This window comes from Acidobacteriota bacterium (genome assembly GCA_039028635.1).
In the GTDB taxonomy this organism is placed as follows: domain Bacteria; phylum Acidobacteriota; class Thermoanaerobaculia; order Multivoradales; family JBCCEF01; genus JBCCEF01.
Map to the genome: position 1 here is coordinate 1 of JBCCHV010000010.1, position 17,987 is coordinate 17,987.

Consider the following 17,987-nt stretch of genomic DNA (forward strand, 5'->3'; position numbering starts at 1 on the left):
ACCACACACACACACACACCACACACACACACCACACACACACACACACCACACACACACACACACCATGGGCGCCGCCTTTCCCTGCGCCGTCCGCCTGCGAGCCGCAGGAGCCGGCGAGGCCGGCACCGCCAGTGCCCAGATCTATGCCTGGAACACCGTCGGCGCCATCGCCGGCGCGGTGGCGGTGGGATTCTTCCTGCTGCCGGCCTGGCGCTTCGCCGGGATGGCGACAGCGCTGATCGCCGGCAGCCTGGCGCTGGCCGCCGTCAGCGCCCAGGCCACCCACCGGCGCCGTGGCTGGAGCCTCCTCCTCGCCGCCGGCGCCGCCCTTGCCCTGCTGCCGCCGGCCGCCCCCTGGCGCACCCTGCGCACGGCGCCGATCAGCGGCCGAGTCGCCGAGGGCGAGGTGGCCTACTACGCCGTCGGTCGCAGCTCGACGGTGTTGCTGTACCGCGACGGCCGCGGCCATCGCCTGACCACCAATGGGCTGCCCGAGTCCCTGATCCAGGCGCCCGGCGGCCTTCCCGGTCGCCTGGCGGTCGCCCAATGGCTGTCGCTTCTACCGGTGGCAGCTCGACCGGATGCGCGCTCGATGCTGATCGTCGGCCTTGGCGGCGGCCTCACCGTCACCTCCGTCGCGCCCACCATCGAACGCCTCGACGTCGTCGAACTCGAGCCGGCGGTGGTCGCCGCCAACCGCGTCATCGCCAACGAGCGGGCGAGCGATCCACTAGCCGACCCACGCCTGCGCCTTTACCAAGACGATGCCCGCAGCGCGCTCGAACTCGCCACCGGTCGCTACGACGCGGTGGTCTCCCAGCCATCGCACCCGTGGACCGCCGCCGCCTCCCATCTCTACACCCGCGAGTTCTTCGAGCTGGTCGACCGCCGGCTGGCGGACGATGGCGTCTTCGTGCAGTGGATCGGCCTCAAGTTCGTCGACGAGCCTCTCCTGCGCTCGCTGGTCGCCAGCCTGAACGCGGTCTTTCCCTTCGTCGAGGTCTACACGCCGGGCAACGGCGGGGCGCTGCTGTTCCTCGCCGGTCGCCGACCCCTCGGGCTAGGGGCGGACGGTTTCGCGGCGGCCCGCGACCTGTGGCGTCGGCTCGGCGTGCTGCAGCCGCAAGACCTCGACCTGGCGCGTCGCCTCGACGCCGACGACAGTCGCGCCTTCGCCGCCGGCGCCGCCTTGACGACGGATCGCCGCAACCGGCTGCAGATCCGCTCGCCAACGGTGCTGGCGGCAGAGCGCCCACCGAGTGTCGAGGAGCTTTTCGGCGACTACGATCCACTGCGACCCGCGATGAAAAGCGGCGACGCCGTCGTCCTGATCCGTCGGCTGCTGGGGCGCCGCCAGATTCAGCGGGCGCGGCGACTGGTCACCGAAATCGCCGATCCTGCGGCCCGCCGCATCGCCACCGGCCTCGTCGACCTGATCGAAGGCCGCCGGCCGCGCGGACGGGGGGCTCTCCTCGGCCCGGCGGTCGGCCCGTGCAGTCCCGCCGAGACCACCGAGCGAGAACGGCTGGCGGCGCTCCTCGTGCTCGAACGCCAGGCCGCCATCCGAGGCAACCGGCCGGAGCTGGTCGCGCAAGCCACCTCCTGCGACGACGCCTTCACAGCGGTGCTCGAAGGCTGGCGCCAGCTCGCCCTACGAAGTCCCGAGCGGATCGCCGCCCTCGACGACCGGCTCGCCGCCGTCACGGTCGACCATCCACTCCATGGCGCAGCCACCATCCTGCGCCTTCGCTGGCGGCGGCACAGCTCCGAGGCGGACCATCACCGCCAGGGTCTCGGTCTCCTCGAGCCGCTGCTCTCGCCGCGCCCCCGCGGACCGGCCTTGCTCGCCGAGCGAGTCCTCCTCGCCGCCGGTGCCGGCGACCGGGACGCCCTCGAAGACGCCCTCCAAGAGCTCAAGAAGGCGCCACCAGCGGTGATTCGCTCCGCCCTGCAGGCACTCCCGAGGATCAGCACCGAGCGGTCCCCGACCAGGGAAGAGCTGGAAGAGCTCTTCACAAGCTTCAAAATCGGAAAATGAGGAGCCTCGGCCTAGCAGGTTGCTGAATTCTCATCGGGAACCTGCTTCCGGGCCCGAGAGGGCCCGGCGGCGGAGCCGTGAGACGGGGTGAGCCCGAAAAATCGCACTTTTTCGGGCGAGGGGGCGCTCAGCCCCCTGAAACAAACAGCTAGCAGCGTTGGAAAAGTCGCGAAGCGCGACTTTTTCAGCAGCCTGCTAGCCGGTCGCGAACCGCTCCAGACTGACCACCGTTCGCGGCACCCGGCGAGCCAATTGGCGATCCGCCGAGACCAGCGGCAGAGCGAGGCGTTCGGCGGCGAGGACGAACTCGGCATCATAGGCCGAGATTGTCGCCTGGTGAGTCAGACGAAGTACCTCATCGGCGGAGGACGACATCGGGAGGTCCTCGACCAGGCTCTCGGCGGCCGCAAAGGCTTCGCCGGCCGCGGATCGCTCCATGCCCTCGACCCGAACGAAGAGCGACAGGACGTTGAGCATCTCGAGGCGCCAGAACTCCGGCGCCAACCAATCGGGATCTCGTCGCAGAGCCTGCAAAGCAAGATCCGTTTGCTCGCCGGGTCGCACCGCGTAGACCAGGACGTTGGTGTCCACCACGATCACGAACGGCCCTCACTTTTCGCCTTCTCGATCAGAGCGTCGCGGACCGGAGGCAGGCTCGAGAGCTTCTGGTGGAGCTGTTCGAGGGCCGCGATCTTCTGATCGAGGCGGCGCGGGGTCGACAGCAAGCTGCGCTCCAGACGCATCAGCGTTTCCTGATTGAGGCTCCGCCGATTCTGCCTGGCCTCCTGCTTCAGCCGGCTCACCAGGTCTTCCGGGACGTTTTTCAGAGTCAGCGTCGCCACATTTCCTCCATTTCGCATCCATTATGGAACCTCACGTCCCAAAGTGCAAGGCACCTCCTCTCGACGCGGTCGCACGATGCAATTGTGCTAAAGTCAATACAATTCAAGTCCCGCCTCACCAGCCAATTCCGCCTGGAGACTCGCCATGTCCCGATTCGCCCTCGCCATCGCCCTCGTCCTGGCCTTGATCGGGTCGGTCACTGCCGCCACCGCGGGACAGCTCGACCTGTCGAATCCGGAGGACGCCGTGAAGGCGATGCATAAGCTGCAGTGCAACTGGGAGGATGGCAAACCGGCGGTGTACTGGTGGACCGGATCGACCTACAGCCGGGTTCCCGGGGAGCGCGACCGCAAGCTGTTCGACTACATGGGAATGAACGTTCGCGCCTGCAAGGGCATGCACGACCCCGAGAGAGGGCCGGGCTACCGCATGGTGTCCCGGGAGCTGCTGATCTACCTCGATCCCAGCAGTGGGGAGATCATGCGCACCTGGGAGAACCCCTGGACCGGGGAGGAGCTCGAGGTGGTCCACATCGCCAATGATCCGGTGAACTCCCGCGCCCCGCTGTTCGCTCGCGGCCCGCGCGGACCGTTCACCTTCGACGCCGAGATCAAGAACGGCCGCGGCTGGCTCGCCTTCCAGGTGCCGCTGTTCTACACCAACCCATTGGGTGGCGAATACCAGGAGTACATCGGCGGCACCTACCAGGCGATCGAGATGTTCAGCTGGTTCTTCGACGCCGACCAGCTCCTCGATGACCAGATCGGCGGCATGGACGGTGCGTTCGTCGGCTGGTCCCGCATGTCGAAGTGGCTGCCCTGGATGCGGATGGGTGATCGCGCCGGCCAGATGATGTACACCGGGGCCGGCGTCCGGCTGGGCAGCTACGACGAGCTGCCGAAGCAGTTCAAGGACGAGATCCAGCGTAACTACCCGGGATACGACGAGCCGCCGCCGCTCGACGACCAGCGCCCGAACGAAACGAGCTGGACCTACTTCAAGAAGCACATCGACGACCAGCGCGAAGCCCAAGGGGAAGACGGCGGCCACGACGGACACTGAGGTCGTCGCTCCTCGAAGGGCCCCGACCCGAGAACGATGACCAGCCCCCTCGGCACCCTGGTCCGGGCGGTGATCGGCTGTTCGGATCTTCCTCGAACGGGGGAGATCTTCGCCGGCCTCGGCTTTGACGAAGTCGCGCGAGGCGAGCTCGACGCCTCCTCAGCGCAAGCCCTCTACGACCTCGAGACCCCCCTCCGGGAGCGCGACTTCGCGGTTCCCGGCAGCGCCGGCGGCGGCATTCGGCTGGTCGCCACGCCGCGGCCTCCGCGGGCTGCCGGCGCCTTCGACCACCGCCCCCTGGCCCTCGATCTCTACACTCGCGACATCGAGCGCAGCCTGTCCCTGGCGAAATCTCTCGGCGCCACTCCCGGAACCATCGTCGACTACGACCTCGGTGAGCTGATGGTGCGCGAGGCCGAAAGCCGCTGGCGGGACGGCCTGCGGCTGGTCTTTCTGCAAGCCAACCGCCGCCGGCCGAGCGCGCTGGATGCTTCCCCGGATCGCCAGCACTCGGAGGTCCACAGCGTCGTCTTCACGCTGCCCTCGGTCGATCGCGCCCTCGCCACCTGGCACGACCTCGCCGGCCTCCAGGTGCTCAACGACGCCCGCATCGAGGGTCCGATCCTCTCCACCATGCTCGACCTGCCACGGCCGCAGGTGCCGGTGCGTTTCGCCCTGCTGGGCAACCGGGCCGCATCGCCGGCGCGCCTCGAGCTGATCGAGTTTCCCGAGGACACCGGGAGCTGGCCGGCTGGGGAAGGGCTCGCCGCCGGTCTCCATGCCGCCACCTTCGAGGTGGAGAATCTGGAGACCGCGATGGCAGCGCTCTCCACCTGCCAACTCCGCACCCCGACGCGCGTCGCCTCTGGCATCCAACCGGGGGCGAGAAGAGTCGCCGGCTGGGACCCGGCCGGCGTGCGCTTCGAGCTCTGGGAATCCTTCGTCGAAGAGGCCTGACGACAAAAAACACCCCTCCGGCCTTGGGGAACCGGAGGGGCGAGATGACCCGCCATGTCGAAACAGGACGGGATCGGGACCCAGAACGTGAACCTGTCGGTCAGCGCATTTCGACCACCACCGAGCGGATGACGTCGTTCCAGCCGATCTCCTGGAGGTTGCCGCGGCCCACGCCGTCGAGCACCAGCGGCGTTCCCCGGAAGCCGGTCTGGGCGTAGGCGCGAAGCTTGATCTTCGGGCCGACGTAGATCGACGAGATCCCCCAGCCGCCGGTGAAACCGAGCTCTTCGAGATCCTCCTGGTCGTAGGCCCCCGGCTCGAGGATGACGTGACGGCCGCCATAGTTGTGCTCGTAGGCCACCGCCCCCTCGTCTCGCGGATAGATCACGATCGACTCCATGCGGTCGTTCCAGCCGACCGTCGCCAGGTTGTAGACCGACGACGAGAAGCCGCGCCAGTTGTTCCACCAGGCCTGCCGGTCATAGATGAACACCTCGACCCCATCGAGCTTCATCGAAGACACCGTTCGCGGGTTGATGCCGAAGGAGTTGGCGATCTGGGTGTAGGTGTAGTGACCCGGCGGCAGAAAAGCCCGCGCCCCCGAGTATCCGGTGCTGGAGTACAGAGTGACGCCAATGTCCTGGCGCGGCCGCACCACCGCCGAGTTGAGCCAATCGTTGAAGGAGAGGTCATCGACATCGGCCATGTCACCCCGCACGGTGGCGTAGCGACCGACGCCGTTCTCGCCGTGGAACATGCGCAGCTCGAGGTTGTCAGGCACCACCACCGAGTCGACGTTCGAGGGCGTGAAGGGGAAGTCCTGCGACTCGTGACGACCGATCTCGAGCTTCGCCGAGGGGCCGCTGAAGGCCAAACCGTCGTAGGCCACGACCGCTTCGTCCGTTTCGGTGGGACGCAAGGCGAGGGTCCAATCACCCAGCAAGACCCAGTTGTAGCTGCGCTTGCGCTGGATATCGACCCCGGCGAGGCCACCATCCTGGGAGGCGACCTCGAACTGCCGCAGCCAGCCGGCCCCCCAAGGGGTGGTGGGGGAGTCATCGAGGGCGGCGGTGAAGCCTTCCGGACGATCGTTGAAGTCCTTCGAGCGCGCGATCATCGCCAACCCATTGAGGTAGAAGATGAAGTTCTCGGCGCTCAGGTGGTAGCCATAGTCGGCATCCTGGAAGGGCAGCGTTTCGGCCCCAGCCGGCGAGGCCACGTCGCATCCGTTGTGGAGGTAGAAGGTGCCGCCGGTGTTGGCGAGGACGTTGTTGCGCCACATCGAGTAGTAGAGGCGCTGATCGGCCTGGTCTCCCATGCCCCACATCATCGGCTGCTTCATCTGCCCGTTGCCGACCCAGTTCCAGATCTCCGGACCGACCTGGGCTTCGATCTCCGTCAGGTTGTAGTCGTTGCCGACGAAGGTCGCGGTGCGATTGGCGTGGGTGTGAATGCCCTTGAGAACCGCCGACTTGCGAAGCCAGTGGGCAAACAGCGGCAGCTCCGGCTCGCGCCGCTCGTAGGGCGGCTGAAAGTCCGCCGCCGCCTGCGACATGAAGCTCGTCAAGCTCGAGAGGGCGAAGTCGTCTTCCGGAAAGTTAGTGGTCGCCACCCGGAAAGCCGCCGGGTTCTCACCCGCCCGGTGCTGGTGATTGCGGTCGAGGTATTCGATCAGCAGGCGACGCTCGAGGCTGGCGTCTCGCACCCACTCGGGCGACTCGGAGGTCTGCACCGACTGGGGCTTTCCCTGGGCATCGAGCCAGCCGTTGCCGTGGATGTCCCGAAAGTCGGGATCCGGAATGACCGCGATTTGGCGCGGGTTGATCCGCGACACGGCGATGTTCGCCACCGCCATCTGATTGACCCGATACTGATCTGCAAACGCCAGCTCCGGCCCGGCCGCCACCTCGTCCATGGTGATCGTCATGACCTCGGCACCTATCGGGCCGCTGACGGTGTAGCGGTAGCGATCGTCCTGCACCCAGAAGAAGTCTTCGAAGGTCGACTCGCCGACGATGAAATCGCGGCTCTCGACGACGCAACCGTTGCACGGCCACTCGTCCGGGTTCAAGGCACCCACCGTCAGCTCGACGGCGTTGAAGCTCGGGATGTCCGTGGGCTCCTGAATGTAGATGTCTTCCCAGCGACCGTCGAGATCGGCCAGCACCAGGTCGCTACGTCGCGCCACCACCTCGGGCTTGACCTGTAGGCGATCGTCGTTCTTGCGCCACAGGATGGAGCGCACCACCATGGCATCCGGGAAGCTCCCGACCAGAACCGAGCCGGAGAGCAGTGGATAGGTGTTGGCGGTGGCCCGCAGCACTTCGCGCAGGGCGAGGACGGTGAGGCCGTCCTGATGCTCGGCACCGTCGTAGACCCGCGCCTTCAAGAACTTGGGCGTGTAGCCCTCGGCCCGCAGGTCGGTACGCCAGCGGCTCAGGCGGTCGCGCAGATCCTGGGTGGAGTGCTCGGCACCGGAGACGTAATACAGCAGCCGTTCGTCGACGAACACCACCATGATCTTGGCGTTGGGAGCGGTGTCGTGAACTTCGTCTTCGGCGAAGACGAAGTCGAGATTCTCGATCTCCTGGCGACCGTCGCCATCGAGGTCATAGCGGTCGTAGGCGCTCACGATGTCGCGAAAGTCGGCCGACGCGGAGCCGGCGAACAGCAGGAGGGTCAAAGTGATCCAAAAGGCGCGCTGAAACGCGCCCGAGAATGCACCGGCAAAGGGCCGAGTGCGGGAGTTCTTATATCCAAACATGGTGTTTTCTCCGGTTGTCAGCGACGGCCCTAGTCGAGCCGCCGGTCCTGGCTGCGACCCCGTGAATCGGTGCCGCTCGGACCTAACTGCGCATGCCGGAGAAAAACCCGCCACTCGTTCTCGGATGGATTTGAGATTTTCGAGCTGCGGAGGGTCTCGACGCTGCGCTCAACGCCCGCGAACGGCAGCTCGGACTCCGAGCCGGCCCGTTCCGGGCGGAGGCACAACTCGCTTCGCTCAGACAAATGCCTCCGCTTTCCCTCCACGGGCCTGGGGTCGGACTCCCAGGGTCGTGCCCGCGGGCTCACGCGCAGCGTCGAGACCCTCCGAAGCACTACCGATCGCCCGCCCGGAAAGTGCGATTTCCGGCGGCCAACGCAGGGGCTAAAGCCGTCTCACGGCTTCGCCGCCGCGACCTCTTGGGCGCGGGCACAGGTTGCCGATTGGGTTCTTCAGCAACCCGCCAGAGAGAGGAGCAGCCCAATCAGGGACATCGCTCGAATCACTCAGAAGATCCGCGGGCTGAGCTCGAAATCCAGGAAGGGAGACCCCAACCCGCCCGCCATCTGGAGCCACCCAGGAACAATGAGTTGCTCTTCCAAGGCGAACACCCCACACCCTCAACCAAGAAGAGGGAGGCGGCGCCGTCGGCCCTGGAGCGGAGCGTCAAGCCCGCGGCAAGAAGCGTTGGAGTCCGACCTCAGGCCCGTGGAGGACAAGCGGAGGCATCTGTTTGAGCCGCAGGCGAGTTATGCCTCCGCCCGGAACGGGCCGACCCGGAGTCCGACCCCTTACCCAAGGGCGCCGAGCGAAGCGAAGTGCCGACGGCGCCGCCTCCCGTCCTCCCCGCCAATCCGTGATGAGCTAGGTCTCAGCATTCAAGAACGGGCCGACCCGGAGTCCGACCATTCTCCCCAGGGCGCCGAGCGAAGCGAAGAGCCGTCGGCGCCGCCTCCCGCTCTCCCCATCAGCTCTCCATCACCGCGACCACATCTTCCGCGGGCTCGACCGGACGAGTCGCCAGGGTGACCACGAAGAGGGTCAAGAAGCTCGCCGCCAAGGCGAAGCTCGAGGGAAGGACGCCGTTGGGGAGGGGAAGGGAGGGGAGGTCCGGGAAGAACTTCTGACGCGCCAGGAACTCCCCGATCACCGACACCGCGGTACCCACCGCGATGGAGGCGATGGCGGCGGTGGGGGTAACGCGACGCCAGTTGAAGCCGATGGCGATGGCCGGCGCCAGGGCGGCGCCGAAGGTACCGAAGGCGAAGGTACCGAGAAGGGCGATGAGATCGCCGTAGACGTAGGAGAAGAAGGCCGCCGCGATGGCGACGGCGAGCACCGCCACGCGGCCCCAGAAGAGCTGCCGCGGTAGCTTCCAGCCGAGGGCCTTGGGGAGATCGCGCACCAGCGCCGCCGAGCCGATATTCACGAAGGAGTCGGCGGTCGACATGATCGCCGCCAGGATGCCGGCGAACACCAGGCCGGCGAGAAACGGCGGCGCGAACCCGAGAAGGAACTGCGGCGACGCCTGATCCGGCCTAGCGAGGGGCGCCAAGCGCCCAGAAACCACCAGCGCCGGCACCGCCAACCCGATGCCGAGCCAGATCAGCACGCACATCGTCTGGCCGCCACCGATCACCGCCGGCAGCCACTTGAGCTGGCGCGGATCGCGCAGCATGTAGAACTTGTGCAGCATGTGCGGCTGGCCGAGATTGCCGACGGCGAAGGTGAAGAAGAAACCCAGGGCGGTGAACAGCGAAATACCCCCGAGGGGATCGAGAAAGGCCGGTCCGAAGCGCTCCGACTCGACCAGCGAGCGACCGATCTCGCCCAAGCCGCCGCCGCTCTTGATGGCGTAGTAGAAGACTCCGACCGCCGCCAAGGCCATCAAGATGCCCTGGAAGAGATCGGTGTACACCCCCGCCACCATGCCGCCGGCAATGGCGTAGAAGAGCACCACCACCAGACCGATCGCCATCGCGATGGCGAGGCTCCACTCACCGAACATCTCGCGGGTACCGAAAATCGCCTCGATCAGCACCCCCAGGGCCTGCAGCTGCGCCCCGAGGTAGGCCACCGTCCCCAGCACAACCGCCAACGCCGCCAGCCCCGAAGCCCAGCGGCTGTCGTAGCGCGCCAGCAGCGCGTCCGGCACCGTGAACACCTCGCGCACCTCGGCGAGCAGGCGCAGTCGCTTGGCGACCACCCAACAGAGCAAACCGGCCGTAAAGCCCACCGGCGCAGCGATGAACAGCGACGAAATGCCCATCCGGTAGGTCAGCCCCGGACCACCGAGGAAGACAAAGCCCGAAAACGCCGCCGACATGGTGGCGAAACCGGTCACCCACAGGCCGAGGGACTGGCCGGCAATGAAGAAATCTCGCGCATCGCGCGTTCGCCGCACCGCCCAAACCCCGATCACCACCACCAGCACCAGGTAGGCGAGCGCGGTCCACAGAATCACCGGACGATCGAGAATCGGCATCGCCCTCAGCTCTCCCGGCGACGCAGCGCGCGCAGACGCTCGAGCGTTGCATCGTCCACGCCGTGCTCATCGAAGGTCAGCGCATAGACCAGCGAAACCAGCACCAGCGGCGCCAGCCAAACCGACACCAGAAACCAAACCGTCGCCAGCGGCAAGCCGGCCACCCAGGGAGCCTCCGCAAGGTGCCCCGCCAACACCGCCATCCCGGCAAATCCCGCGCCGAGCAGCAGAGCCAGCGCCATCAACCCCCAGGCCGACCGCCCCAGCCGTCCCCGCCGCAAAGCCCCCAGCGCCATCAAAGGCACTGGAAAAAGCACCGCCAGCGCGCCAAAAACGTACCCGGCCACCTGGCCCCCCAGCACCATCGTCAGAGTCAACACCAACGCCGACAAAGCCAAGACCGCGAGCAGAAACTTCTTCATCTTCATCCCAGAGAGTCCACTGAATTGAAAATCCCGGCGATCATGCCACGACTTGCGACCCTCCCTACCCCACCTTTGCTGGTATCGCCCAGATTGCGCCGAGTTCCCCACGAGCAGCCGATATCCCACGGTCCGAAAAGAGATCGCGAGGCTCACGAGCGAAGCCTGAGCCCGCGAGCAAAATCCCTCAAAGTCCGACCCCAGGCCTGTGGAGGATCAGTGGAGGCATCTGTCTGAGCGAAGCGAGTTATGACTCCACCCGCAACAGGCCGACCCGCAGTCCAATATGACCCACGCGGGTGACCGGCGAAGCCGAGAGACACGCGATCTCTTCCGCGCGAACCCAACTAACTGCCGACAAAGAGCGGTCCGAGAAGAGATCGTGGGGCTCACGAGCGAAGCCTGAGCCCGCGGGAAAATCTCCTCAAAGTCCGACCCCAGGCCTGTGGAGGATCAGTGGAGGCATCTGTCTGAGCGAAGCGAGTTATGCCGGCCGACCCGCAGTCCGACCAGACCCCCGCGGGCCACCGGCGAAGCCGAGAGCCACGCGATCTCTTCCGCGCGCGCCCCCGTCCCCGACTCAATCCCCCGAAGGCGGCGGCCCCACCAACCCGAAGTACTCGCGATACCCACAAACCTGCTCGCCACAAACCTCCAGAGCGATCGCCACCCGATTCTCATAAGGCTGCCCGCGCAGCTTGCCGCGATCGTGAAACTCGAACACCACGCGGTTCTCCTCGGCGGTCACCGCCTCCACCGACTCGATGATCAAGCCGCCCGCGAAGGTCTCCGAAACGTAGGGGAAAAACTCCGCCGCCTTGTCGCGGCCCTGATGAGTGCCCTGCCACCGTCCGAAGGGAAAACGGAAAGTGAAATCGTCCGACAGGCGAGCCAGAAAACCCTGCCACTCGCCGGTCGCCAAGCCGTGCCGGAAGTGCTCGAAGGCTTCCTCGGCGACCTGCTTCGGCGTACGCACGATCGGCGCCCGGCCCGCCACCAACGTCAGATTCAGGGTCTCGTAGGCGCGGTCGCGATACTCCTTCTTGAGCTCCAGATAGCGCGGGTCGCCCAGGAAGCCCTCCGCCGCCGCCCGGTTCGGGAATTCCAGCACGGCGTTGATCGGCCAAGCCTCGCCGGCGTGCTCGCTGTCGAGACCCGAGCCCACCATCAGGATGGTCGCCCCGTACTCCGCCATCAAAGGCTGAGTGCCGGCCAGATACTGCTGGTAGATGCCCTCGGCACCGGCCTGCAGACGCCCCTGGATCACCAGCAGAACCGGCCCCTCATCACCGCCCTCGTCGGCGGCGACCAGCGGCGGCAGCAACAGGCCGGCGAGGGCGAGAAGCGTCGCCAATCCCAAGGGAGCACCGCCGAAAATCGAGCTCGAGATCGTCATCATGAAGCCTCCTTGCCATCTTCCGATCGATGCCGCGCCACCACCTCCTCGGCGGTGCCCGCCTGCAGCACCCGGCTGGCGAGGGGCCGGCCGAGGAACGACTGAATGCGTCGCGAGGTCTGGCGCAAGGGATCGAGATCGATGCCGGTCTCGATTCCCATCTCGCGACAGGCGTAGGCGAGATCCTCGGTGGCGAGATTGCCGGTGGCGCCGCGCATGATCGGGCAGCCGCCGAGGCCACCGAGGGAGGTGTCGAAACGGGTCACCCCTTCCTCCAGCGCCACCAAGGTGTTGGCCAACGCCATGCCGCGGGTGTCGTGCAGGTGGAGCCACAGCGAGGTGTCGCCGATCTCGGGACGCACCGCGCGCAGCAGCGCCCGCGTCTGCACTGGGTTGCCGAGGCCCGCGGAGTCGGCCAGGCCGAGCTGGTCACTGCCGAGGTCGAGGAAGCGGCGCGCCAGCTCGACCACCCGCTCGATGGGCACCTCACCCTCGAATGGGCAGCCGAAGGCCACCGCCAACACCGCCGAGGCGGTGGCGCCAGCGGCGTGGGCGCGGGTCACGATCTCGCCGAACAGGTCGAGGGATTGCTGCACGCTCAGGCCGACGTTGCGCCGGTTGTAGGTCTCGGTGACGCAGACCACCAGGCGCAGCCCCTGCGCGCCGGCTTCGAGGGCGCGCTCGGCTCCTTTGAGGTTGGGAACCAGGGCGAGACGATGCACCCCCGGCAGCTCGCGAGCGGCAGCCATCACCTGCGCCGCATCGACCATCTGCGGAATCACCTTCGGGTGCACGAAAGAGGTCACCTCGATGGTCTTCAGGCCGGCCGACGCCAGGCCTTTCAAGGTCACGACCTTGAGCTCCGTCGGCAGGAAAGTCTCCTCCGCCTGAAAGCCGTCCCGCGGACCGACCTCGATCAGCTCGACCGCTTTCGGCAGGGTCATGATCCACCCCCGGCCACCAGGCGATCGAGGGCCGTGATGGCCTCTTCGACGCTCACCAGGTCGCCATACTTGCCCTCGATGTCGCGCAGATTGGCGGCATGGGGCTGGGGCGCGCGGTCGCCCACACACTCAACCGGCACGATGGGCCGAAAGCCGTGCTGCAGAGCGTCGACCACCGTCGCCCGCACGCAGCCGCTGGTGGTCGCCCCGCACACCAGCAGGGTGTCGACGCCGGCGGCGGTGAGCTCGGCGGCCAAGGCGGTGCCGAAAAAGGCGCTGGCGTACTTCTTCTCGATCAAGGTCTCCTCCGGCCGGCGCTCCAGGCGCTCATCAACCTCCACCCACCGAGAGCCGCGCAGCAAGATCTCGAGGGACGGGATCTTCTTCGGAAACAAGCCGGCGTCTCGCAGGCCCGGGCCGTAGGCGGTGGTGGTGAAGAGCACCGGCAGTTCATGCCCACGGGCGGCGGCGAGCAAGCGCGCGGTGGCGGTAACCTCCGCCTTCAGGTCCGCGCCCAGGGGCGACTGCGGATCCGTGAAGCCGCGGATGAAGTCGATCACCAACACCGCCGGACGACGGCCGAAGCCCACCGCCGAGCCCAGGCCGCGTTGGCGGTAGAGGGCCAGCAGGTCGTCCGAGTCGGCGTTCACAGGACGCCCTCGCCCTCGAGCTGCGCGATCTCTTCGGCGCTGTAGCCGGCGACCTGCGACAGCACTTCGTGGTTGTGGGCACCGAGGGGCGGACCGGGCCAATCGGTGCGGCCGGGCGTGGCCGACAGCTTGGGCAGAATGGCGGGGATCTTCAACGGCTTGCCGCCGGCCTCGACCTCTTCGAACAGGCCGCGCGCCCGGTACTGCTCGTCGACCATCATGTCCTCGACGCTGTAGATCGGCCCCGCCGGCACCACCGCTTCCTCGAGGATCGCCAACACCTCCGCGGAAGGCAGGGTCGAGGTCCAGGCGGCGAGGGCACCATCGACTTCTTCCTGGTGCGCCACCCGGCCGTCGTTCGAGGCCAAGCGCGGATCGTTCGCCAGGTCCGGCCGGCCGGCGGCCTTCATCAAGCGCTTGTAGATCGAGTCGCCATTGCCGCCGATGATCACGAACTTGCCGTCCTTGCAGGGGTAGGTGTTGGTGGGCACGATGCCGGTGATGGTCGAGCCCGAGGGCTCGCGCACCTCACCGCAGCGGTCGTACTCGGGCACCACCGCTTCCATCATGTTGAACACCGACTCGAAGATGCCGATGTCGATCATCTGGCCCTTGCCGGCCGCCTCTCCATTCCTTGCACGGTCGAGCAGGGCGAGGAGCACCCCGAACGCAGCGTGGAGACCGGTGAGGGAGTCCCCCAGGGAGAGATTCGAGCGTACCGGCGGCCCTGCCGCAAAGCCGGTGACGTGGCGCAGGCCGCCGAAGCCCTCGCAGACCGAGGCATAACCGGGTTGCGAGGCCTTCGGGCCGGTCTGGCCGTAGCCAGAGACCCGGGCATAGATCAGGCCCGGGTTGTCGGGCTGGATGGAGGCCGGGTCGAGTCCCCACTTTTCCAGCGTGCCGGGGCGAAAGTTCTCGATCAGGACGTCCACTTTGCGGGCCAGGCGCCGCGCCACCTGGCGACCCTTTTCCTGTCGCAGGTCGAGGGTGACACACTTCTTGTTGCGCCCCAGGGTGTACCACCACAGGGAAGTGCCCTGGTCCATCACGCGCCAGCGGCGCACCGGATCACCGCTGCCGGGAGGCTCGATCTTGATCACCTCGGCGCCGTAGTAGGCGAGCAGAGTGCCGGCAAAGGGACCGGCCATCAGCTGGCCCATTTCGAGGACCCGGATGCCGTCGAGGGGACGTCGATTCGTCATGCGTAGGCTCCCAACCTCAAGCCGACCCATCAAGGGATCGGCCTGGATATTGTACTATTGTTCGTACATTATGCTAACCACTGCCAATCAACGTCCAATGGCGTGTCCGAAAGGCCCTGCCTCGGGACCTCGAGGCACCCTAGCAGACGCCTATAGAGAACCTCTTCACCAGGAGTAGACGCCATGTCCGACTATCCGCTTTTCGACCGCCACGTCGGGGTGTGGGAAGGCACCTACACCCTCGTCGACCGCCGCACCGGCAAGATCCTCGACCAGCACAAGAGTCGCCTGACCTGTGAGATCGATGGCGACCTGTGGCACCAGACCAACCTCTACACCTGGGATGACGGTCGGGTGGACGAGAAGTCCTTCGACGGCAAGTTCGTCGACGGCAAGCTGATGTTCGACACCCCGCGGCTCAAGGGAGAAGCGGTGGAAGCGGACGACAAGTGCATCATCCTGCGCTGGGTCTACTGCCATGCACCGCAGGACGACTACGCCGAGATCATCACCCTGGTCGACGACCAGCACCGCAGCCGCACCTGGCAGCACTTCGAGGGTGGCGACTTCGCCAAGCTGACCCTGATCGACGAGCGCAAAGTCGGTTAGCGAAGTCGACTCGCAAGACCGTCAGTCCAGAAGGTGAGAGAGTCTGCCTTGACTCGACCCGATTGACGCAACACCCGTGACCCAGAAGCCGATGCTCGGAGACCTCAGGCACTTCGGCGACCTGCTGCGCCGCAACGCTCGGCTCTTTGCCGACGCCGAGGGCCTGGCCGACGCCGAGGGCGCCTACACCTGGCGCCAGGGCTACGGCCGTGCCCTGCGCCTGGCGGATCGCCTGCGCCAGATCGGTCTGCGCCCGGGCGAGCGGGTCCTCCTGCTCGGCAACAGCTCCGTCGCCTGGTCCGAAGCGCTCTTCGCCCTCGCCGGGGCAGGATTGGTGGCAGTGCCGGTCAACACCCGCCTGACGGCGGAAGAGATCGCCGGCATCGGCCGCGACTGCGAGGCCCGCGGCCTGCTGGTGAGCGACGAGCTCCTCGAGCGCGGTCGGGACGCCGCCGGCCAGGTGCCGACTCTGCGCTTCGTAGGCGGCCTGGGGAAGGGCAGTGGAGAGGTCGCCGGCTACGATCGCCTGCTGGCTGAAGGCGCCGAGGACGAGGCCGCATTCGCCGGCCCGATCGCGCCCGAAGACCTCCTCCTGCTGCTCTACACCAGCGGCACCACCGGCTTCCCGAAGGGCGTCATGTACTCCCACGGCAGCGCCCTGCAAGCGACCCTGGTCCACGTTCTCGCCATCGCCTCGGCCCACCGTCACCGGGTGATGCTGCCCTCGCCGCCCTATTCCGCCGCCGGCTTCGCCGGCCTGGCCTGCGCCGTGGCCGTCGGCAGCCCCACCTTCCTGCTGCGCTTCAGCCTCGACGGCGCCCTCGAGACCCTCGCCAGCCAACGCATCACCTTCACCAACCTGGTGCCCACCACGGTGCGCATGTTGCTCGACCACCCGCGCTTCGGCGACTACGACCTGAGCGCCCTCGAGGTGCTCCTCTACGGCGGCAGCCCGATGCGGGAAGCGACCCTGCGCGACGCCGACCGCGCCCTCGGCTGCGCCTTTCGCCAGACCTTCGCCACCTCCGAGACGGGCCTGTCCGGCACCGTTCTCGAGCCCGAGGACCACCGCCGCGCCCTTGACGACCCCGATGCCGGCCACCTGCTGCTGTCCTGCGGCCGCCCCCAGGTGGGAGTCGGCGTGCGACTGCTGAGCAATGACGGCGTCGAAGTTCCCGACGGCGAGGTTGGGGAGGTGGCCGTCGCCTGCACCGGCAACATGGTGGGTTACTGGAACCGCCCGGAAGCCACCGCCGCCGTGCTGCAAGACGGCTGGCTGCGCACCGGCGACCTGGCGCGTCGCGACGAGCACGGCTACTTCTACCTGGTGGACCGCAAGCACGACATGATCGTCACCGGTGCTCTCAACGTCTACCCGACGGAGATCGAAAGGACCCTGAGCCGCCATCCGGCGGTGGCAGACTGCGCGGTCATCGGTGTGCCCGACGAAAAGTGGGGCGAGGCGGTCAAAGCGCTGGTGGTGCCACGGCCCGGCGAGAACCTCTCGGCGGACCTGCTGATCACCTGGGCGCGAGAGCACCTGGCGGGCTTCAAGCGCCCGAAGTCGGTCGAGTTCGTCGACCAGATCCCCTACAACCCCGCCGGCAAGCCCCTCCGCCGGCTGCTCCGCGAACCCTACTGGCGCGGCCGGGAAAGGAAGCTCGGATGAGAGCCCTCGACATCGTGGTCAATCTGTGGACCGAAGACCTCACCCAGAACTACACCCCCAAGCTCAACGCCTTCTGGCAGAAGGTCAAGATCCTGGGGGAGACCGGGCGCGGCATTCCCCTCGAACGCGAGATCGAGATGATGGACCGGGCCGGCATCGAAAAGGGCCTGATGGTCGCCACCACCGGCGGCTGGGAGGGCTCGGACATCTACTTCGAGAAGCCGGTCGAGCGCATCGCCGAAGTGGTGCGCCAGCATCCCGACCGCTTCAAGGGCGTGGTGGGGATCAATCCGTCGCACATCGTGCCGGCGGTGGCCCACCTCGAGAAGGCGGTCCGGGAGCACGGCTTCGTCGGCGCCCATCTCTACCCACACTGGTTCGGCAAGGCGCCGGACCACCGCATCTACTACCCCTTCTACGCCAAGTGCGCCGAGCTCGGGGTGCCGATCCAGATCCAGATCGGCCACTCCGCCCAGGCCTTCCTGCCCACCGTCGCCCAACCCATGCTCCTCGACCGGGTGGCGATCGACTTCCCCGAGCTCACCATCATCGGCATTCACGTCGGCTACCCGTGGGTGGAGGAGGCGATCTCCGTGTGCTGGAAGCACCCCAACGTCTACCTCGGCTGCGACGCCCACTACCCGCGCTACTGGGACCCCTCCTTCGTGCGCTTCATCAACTCGCGCCGCGGCTGCGACAAGGTGCTTTTCGGCACCGATTGGCCGGTGGTCGACTTCGAGCGCGGCCGCCGCGAGATCGACCAGCTCGGCATCGCCGACGAGCACCTCGAGAAGCTCCTGTGGAGCAACGCCGTGCGGGTCTACGGTCTCGAAGACTGGGTTGGGGAAGGCCAAGGGTGAGGCTCACCGCGACCGCCTCGGGAACGGGTTTGAGATGATCGTTCCTCAACCAGCGAGAAGCGACCGGCCCGGCAACGGGCCGC

15 protein-coding genes are annotated in these 17,987 nt (G+C 67.1%); 6 read left to right on the forward strand and 9 right to left on the reverse strand.

Features of this window, described 5'->3' with window-relative positions:
- Nucleotides 1–67 precede the first annotated feature (67 nt).
- A complete protein-coding gene (locus AAF604_06155; GenBank protein MEM7049221.1) occupies nucleotides 68–2,041 on the forward strand; it encodes a fused MFS/spermidine synthase in 1,974 nt (657 codons plus the stop codon).
- Between the two features lie 195 nt (nucleotides 2,042–2,236).
- On the opposite strand, the gene AAF604_06160 is transcribed toward AAF604_06155, so the two are convergent.
- On the reverse strand, nucleotides 2,237–2,641 hold the full coding sequence (locus AAF604_06160) for a type II toxin-antitoxin system VapC family toxin (GenBank protein MEM7049222.1): 405 nt from the start codon (nucleotides 2,639–2,641) through the stop codon (nucleotides 2,237–2,239).
- Nucleotides 2,638–2,883 (reverse strand): Arc family DNA-binding protein, encoded by a 246-nt coding sequence (locus AAF604_06165; protein ID MEM7049223.1) that lies wholly within the window; start codon nucleotides 2,881–2,883, stop codon nucleotides 2,638–2,640. Before AAF604_06165 ends, AAF604_06160 begins: the two co-directional genes overlap by 4 nt.
- Nucleotides 2,884–3,028: 145 nt before the next feature.
- Here AAF604_06165 and AAF604_06170 point away from each other — a divergent pair, with 145 nt between their 5' ends.
- Together AAF604_06170 and AAF604_06175 are read left to right on the forward strand one after the other, a co-directional pair.
- Nucleotides 3,029–3,946 (forward strand): DUF1838 family protein, encoded by a 918-nt coding sequence (locus AAF604_06170; GenBank protein MEM7049224.1) that lies wholly within the window; start codon nucleotides 3,029–3,031, stop codon nucleotides 3,944–3,946.
- 36 nt (nucleotides 3,947–3,982) lie between these two features.
- On the forward strand, nucleotides 3,983–4,903 hold the full coding sequence (locus AAF604_06175; protein ID MEM7049225.1) for a VOC family protein: 921 nt from the start codon (nucleotides 3,983–3,985) through the stop codon (nucleotides 4,901–4,903).
- Nucleotides 4,904–5,003: 100 nt separating this feature from the next.
- Here AAF604_06175 and AAF604_06180 read toward each other — a convergent pair whose 3' ends face one another.
- The 7 genes from AAF604_06180 to AAF604_06210 all read right to left on the reverse strand — a co-directional run bounded on the left by AAF604_06180 (nucleotide 5,004) and on the right by AAF604_06210 (nucleotide 14,766).
- A complete protein-coding gene (locus AAF604_06180; protein ID MEM7049226.1) occupies nucleotides 5,004–7,667 on the reverse strand; it encodes a hypothetical protein in 2,664 nt (887 codons plus the stop codon).
- A gap of 967 nt (nucleotides 7,668–8,634) precedes the next feature.
- A complete protein-coding gene (locus AAF604_06185; protein MEM7049227.1) occupies nucleotides 8,635–10,152 on the reverse strand; it encodes a hypothetical protein in 1,518 nt (505 codons plus the stop codon).
- A 5-nt stretch (nucleotides 10,153–10,157) separates the two neighbouring features.
- A complete protein-coding gene (locus tag AAF604_06190; GenBank protein ID MEM7049228.1) occupies nucleotides 10,158–10,574 on the reverse strand; it encodes a hypothetical protein in 417 nt (138 codons plus the stop codon).
- A 580-nt stretch (nucleotides 10,575–11,154) separates the two neighbouring features.
- Nucleotides 11,155–11,973 carry a nuclear transport factor 2 family protein gene (locus tag AAF604_06195; protein ID MEM7049229.1) on the reverse strand — a complete coding sequence of 273 codons (819 nt, stop codon included), beginning with the start codon at nucleotides 11,971–11,973 and terminating at the stop codon, nucleotides 11,155–11,157.
- A complete protein-coding gene (locus AAF604_06200) occupies nucleotides 11,970–12,914 on the reverse strand; it encodes a hydroxymethylglutaryl-CoA lyase (GenBank protein ID MEM7049230.1) in 945 nt (314 codons plus the stop codon). The genes AAF604_06195 and AAF604_06200 overlap by 4 nt, the downstream gene beginning before the upstream one ends.
- Nucleotides 12,911–13,564: an isochorismatase family protein gene (locus tag AAF604_06205; GenBank protein MEM7049231.1), complete on the reverse strand. Its 654-nt coding sequence runs from the start codon at nucleotides 13,562–13,564 to the stop codon at nucleotides 12,911–12,913. Before AAF604_06205 ends, AAF604_06200 begins: the two co-directional genes overlap by 4 nt.
- Entirely contained in the window at nucleotides 13,561–14,766 is a 1,206-nt protein-coding gene (locus tag AAF604_06210) for a CaiB/BaiF CoA-transferase family protein (GenBank protein MEM7049232.1), read from the reverse strand. The genes AAF604_06205 and AAF604_06210 overlap by 4 nt, the downstream gene beginning before the upstream one ends.
- 183 nt (nucleotides 14,767–14,949) lie before the next feature.
- Here AAF604_06210 and AAF604_06215 point away from each other — a divergent pair, with 183 nt between their 5' ends.
- The 3 genes from AAF604_06215 to AAF604_06225 all read left to right on the forward strand — a co-directional run bounded on the left by AAF604_06215 (nucleotide 14,950) and on the right by AAF604_06225 (nucleotide 17,904).
- Nucleotides 14,950–15,375 carry a DUF3598 family protein gene (locus AAF604_06215; GenBank protein MEM7049233.1) on the forward strand — a complete coding sequence of 142 codons (426 nt, stop codon included), beginning with the start codon at nucleotides 14,950–14,952 and terminating at the stop codon, nucleotides 15,373–15,375.
- A 76-nt stretch (nucleotides 15,376–15,451) separates the two neighbouring features.
- Nucleotides 15,452–17,044, forward strand: coding sequence for an AMP-binding protein (locus AAF604_06220; GenBank protein ID MEM7049234.1), 1,593 nt, complete (start codon nucleotides 15,452–15,454; stop codon nucleotides 17,042–17,044).
- Complete coding sequence (locus tag AAF604_06225) at nucleotides 17,041–17,904, forward strand: amidohydrolase family protein (protein MEM7049235.1); 864 nt, start codon at nucleotides 17,041–17,043, stop codon at nucleotides 17,902–17,904. Before AAF604_06220 ends, AAF604_06225 begins: the two co-directional genes overlap by 4 nt.
- Nucleotides 17,905–17,987 lie beyond the last annotated feature (83 nt).

Bases quoted from the DNA above. Each gene is read 5' to 3' on its own strand.
- AAF604_06155 (MEM7049221.1), top strand. From the start codon at position 68: ATGGGCGCCGCCTTTCCCTGCGCCGTCCGCCTGCGAGCCGCAGGAGCC.
- AAF604_06170 (MEM7049224.1), top strand. From the start codon at position 3,029: ATGTCCCGATTCGCCCTCGCCATCGCCCTCGTCCTGGCCTTGATCGGG.
- AAF604_06195 (MEM7049229.1), bottom strand. From the start codon at position 11,973: ATGATGACGATCTCGAGCTCGATTTTCGGCGGTGCTCCCTTGGGATTG.
- AAF604_06210 (MEM7049232.1), bottom strand. From the start codon at position 14,766: ATGACGAATCGACGTCCCCTCGACGGCATCCGGGTCCTCGAAATGGGC.
- AAF604_06200 (MEM7049230.1), bottom strand. From the start codon at position 12,914: ATGACCCTGCCGAAAGCGGTCGAGCTGATCGAGGTCGGTCCGCGGGAC.
- AAF604_06185 (MEM7049227.1), bottom strand. From the start codon at position 10,152: ATGCCGATTCTCGATCGTCCGGTGATTCTGTGGACCGCGCTCGCCTAC.
- AAF604_06180 (MEM7049226.1), bottom strand. From the start codon at position 7,667: ATGTTTGGATATAAGAACTCCCGCACTCGGCCCTTTGCCGGTGCATTC.
- AAF604_06190 (MEM7049228.1), bottom strand. From the start codon at position 10,574: ATGAAGAAGTTTCTGCTCGCGGTCTTGGCTTTGTCGGCGTTGGTGTTG.
- AAF604_06215 (MEM7049233.1), top strand. From the start codon at position 14,950: ATGTCCGACTATCCGCTTTTCGACCGCCACGTCGGGGTGTGGGAAGGC.
- AAF604_06225 (MEM7049235.1), top strand. From the start codon at position 17,041: ATGAGAGCCCTCGACATCGTGGTCAATCTGTGGACCGAAGACCTCACC.
- AAF604_06175 (MEM7049225.1), top strand. From the start codon at position 3,983: ATGACCAGCCCCCTCGGCACCCTGGTCCGGGCGGTGATCGGCTGTTCG.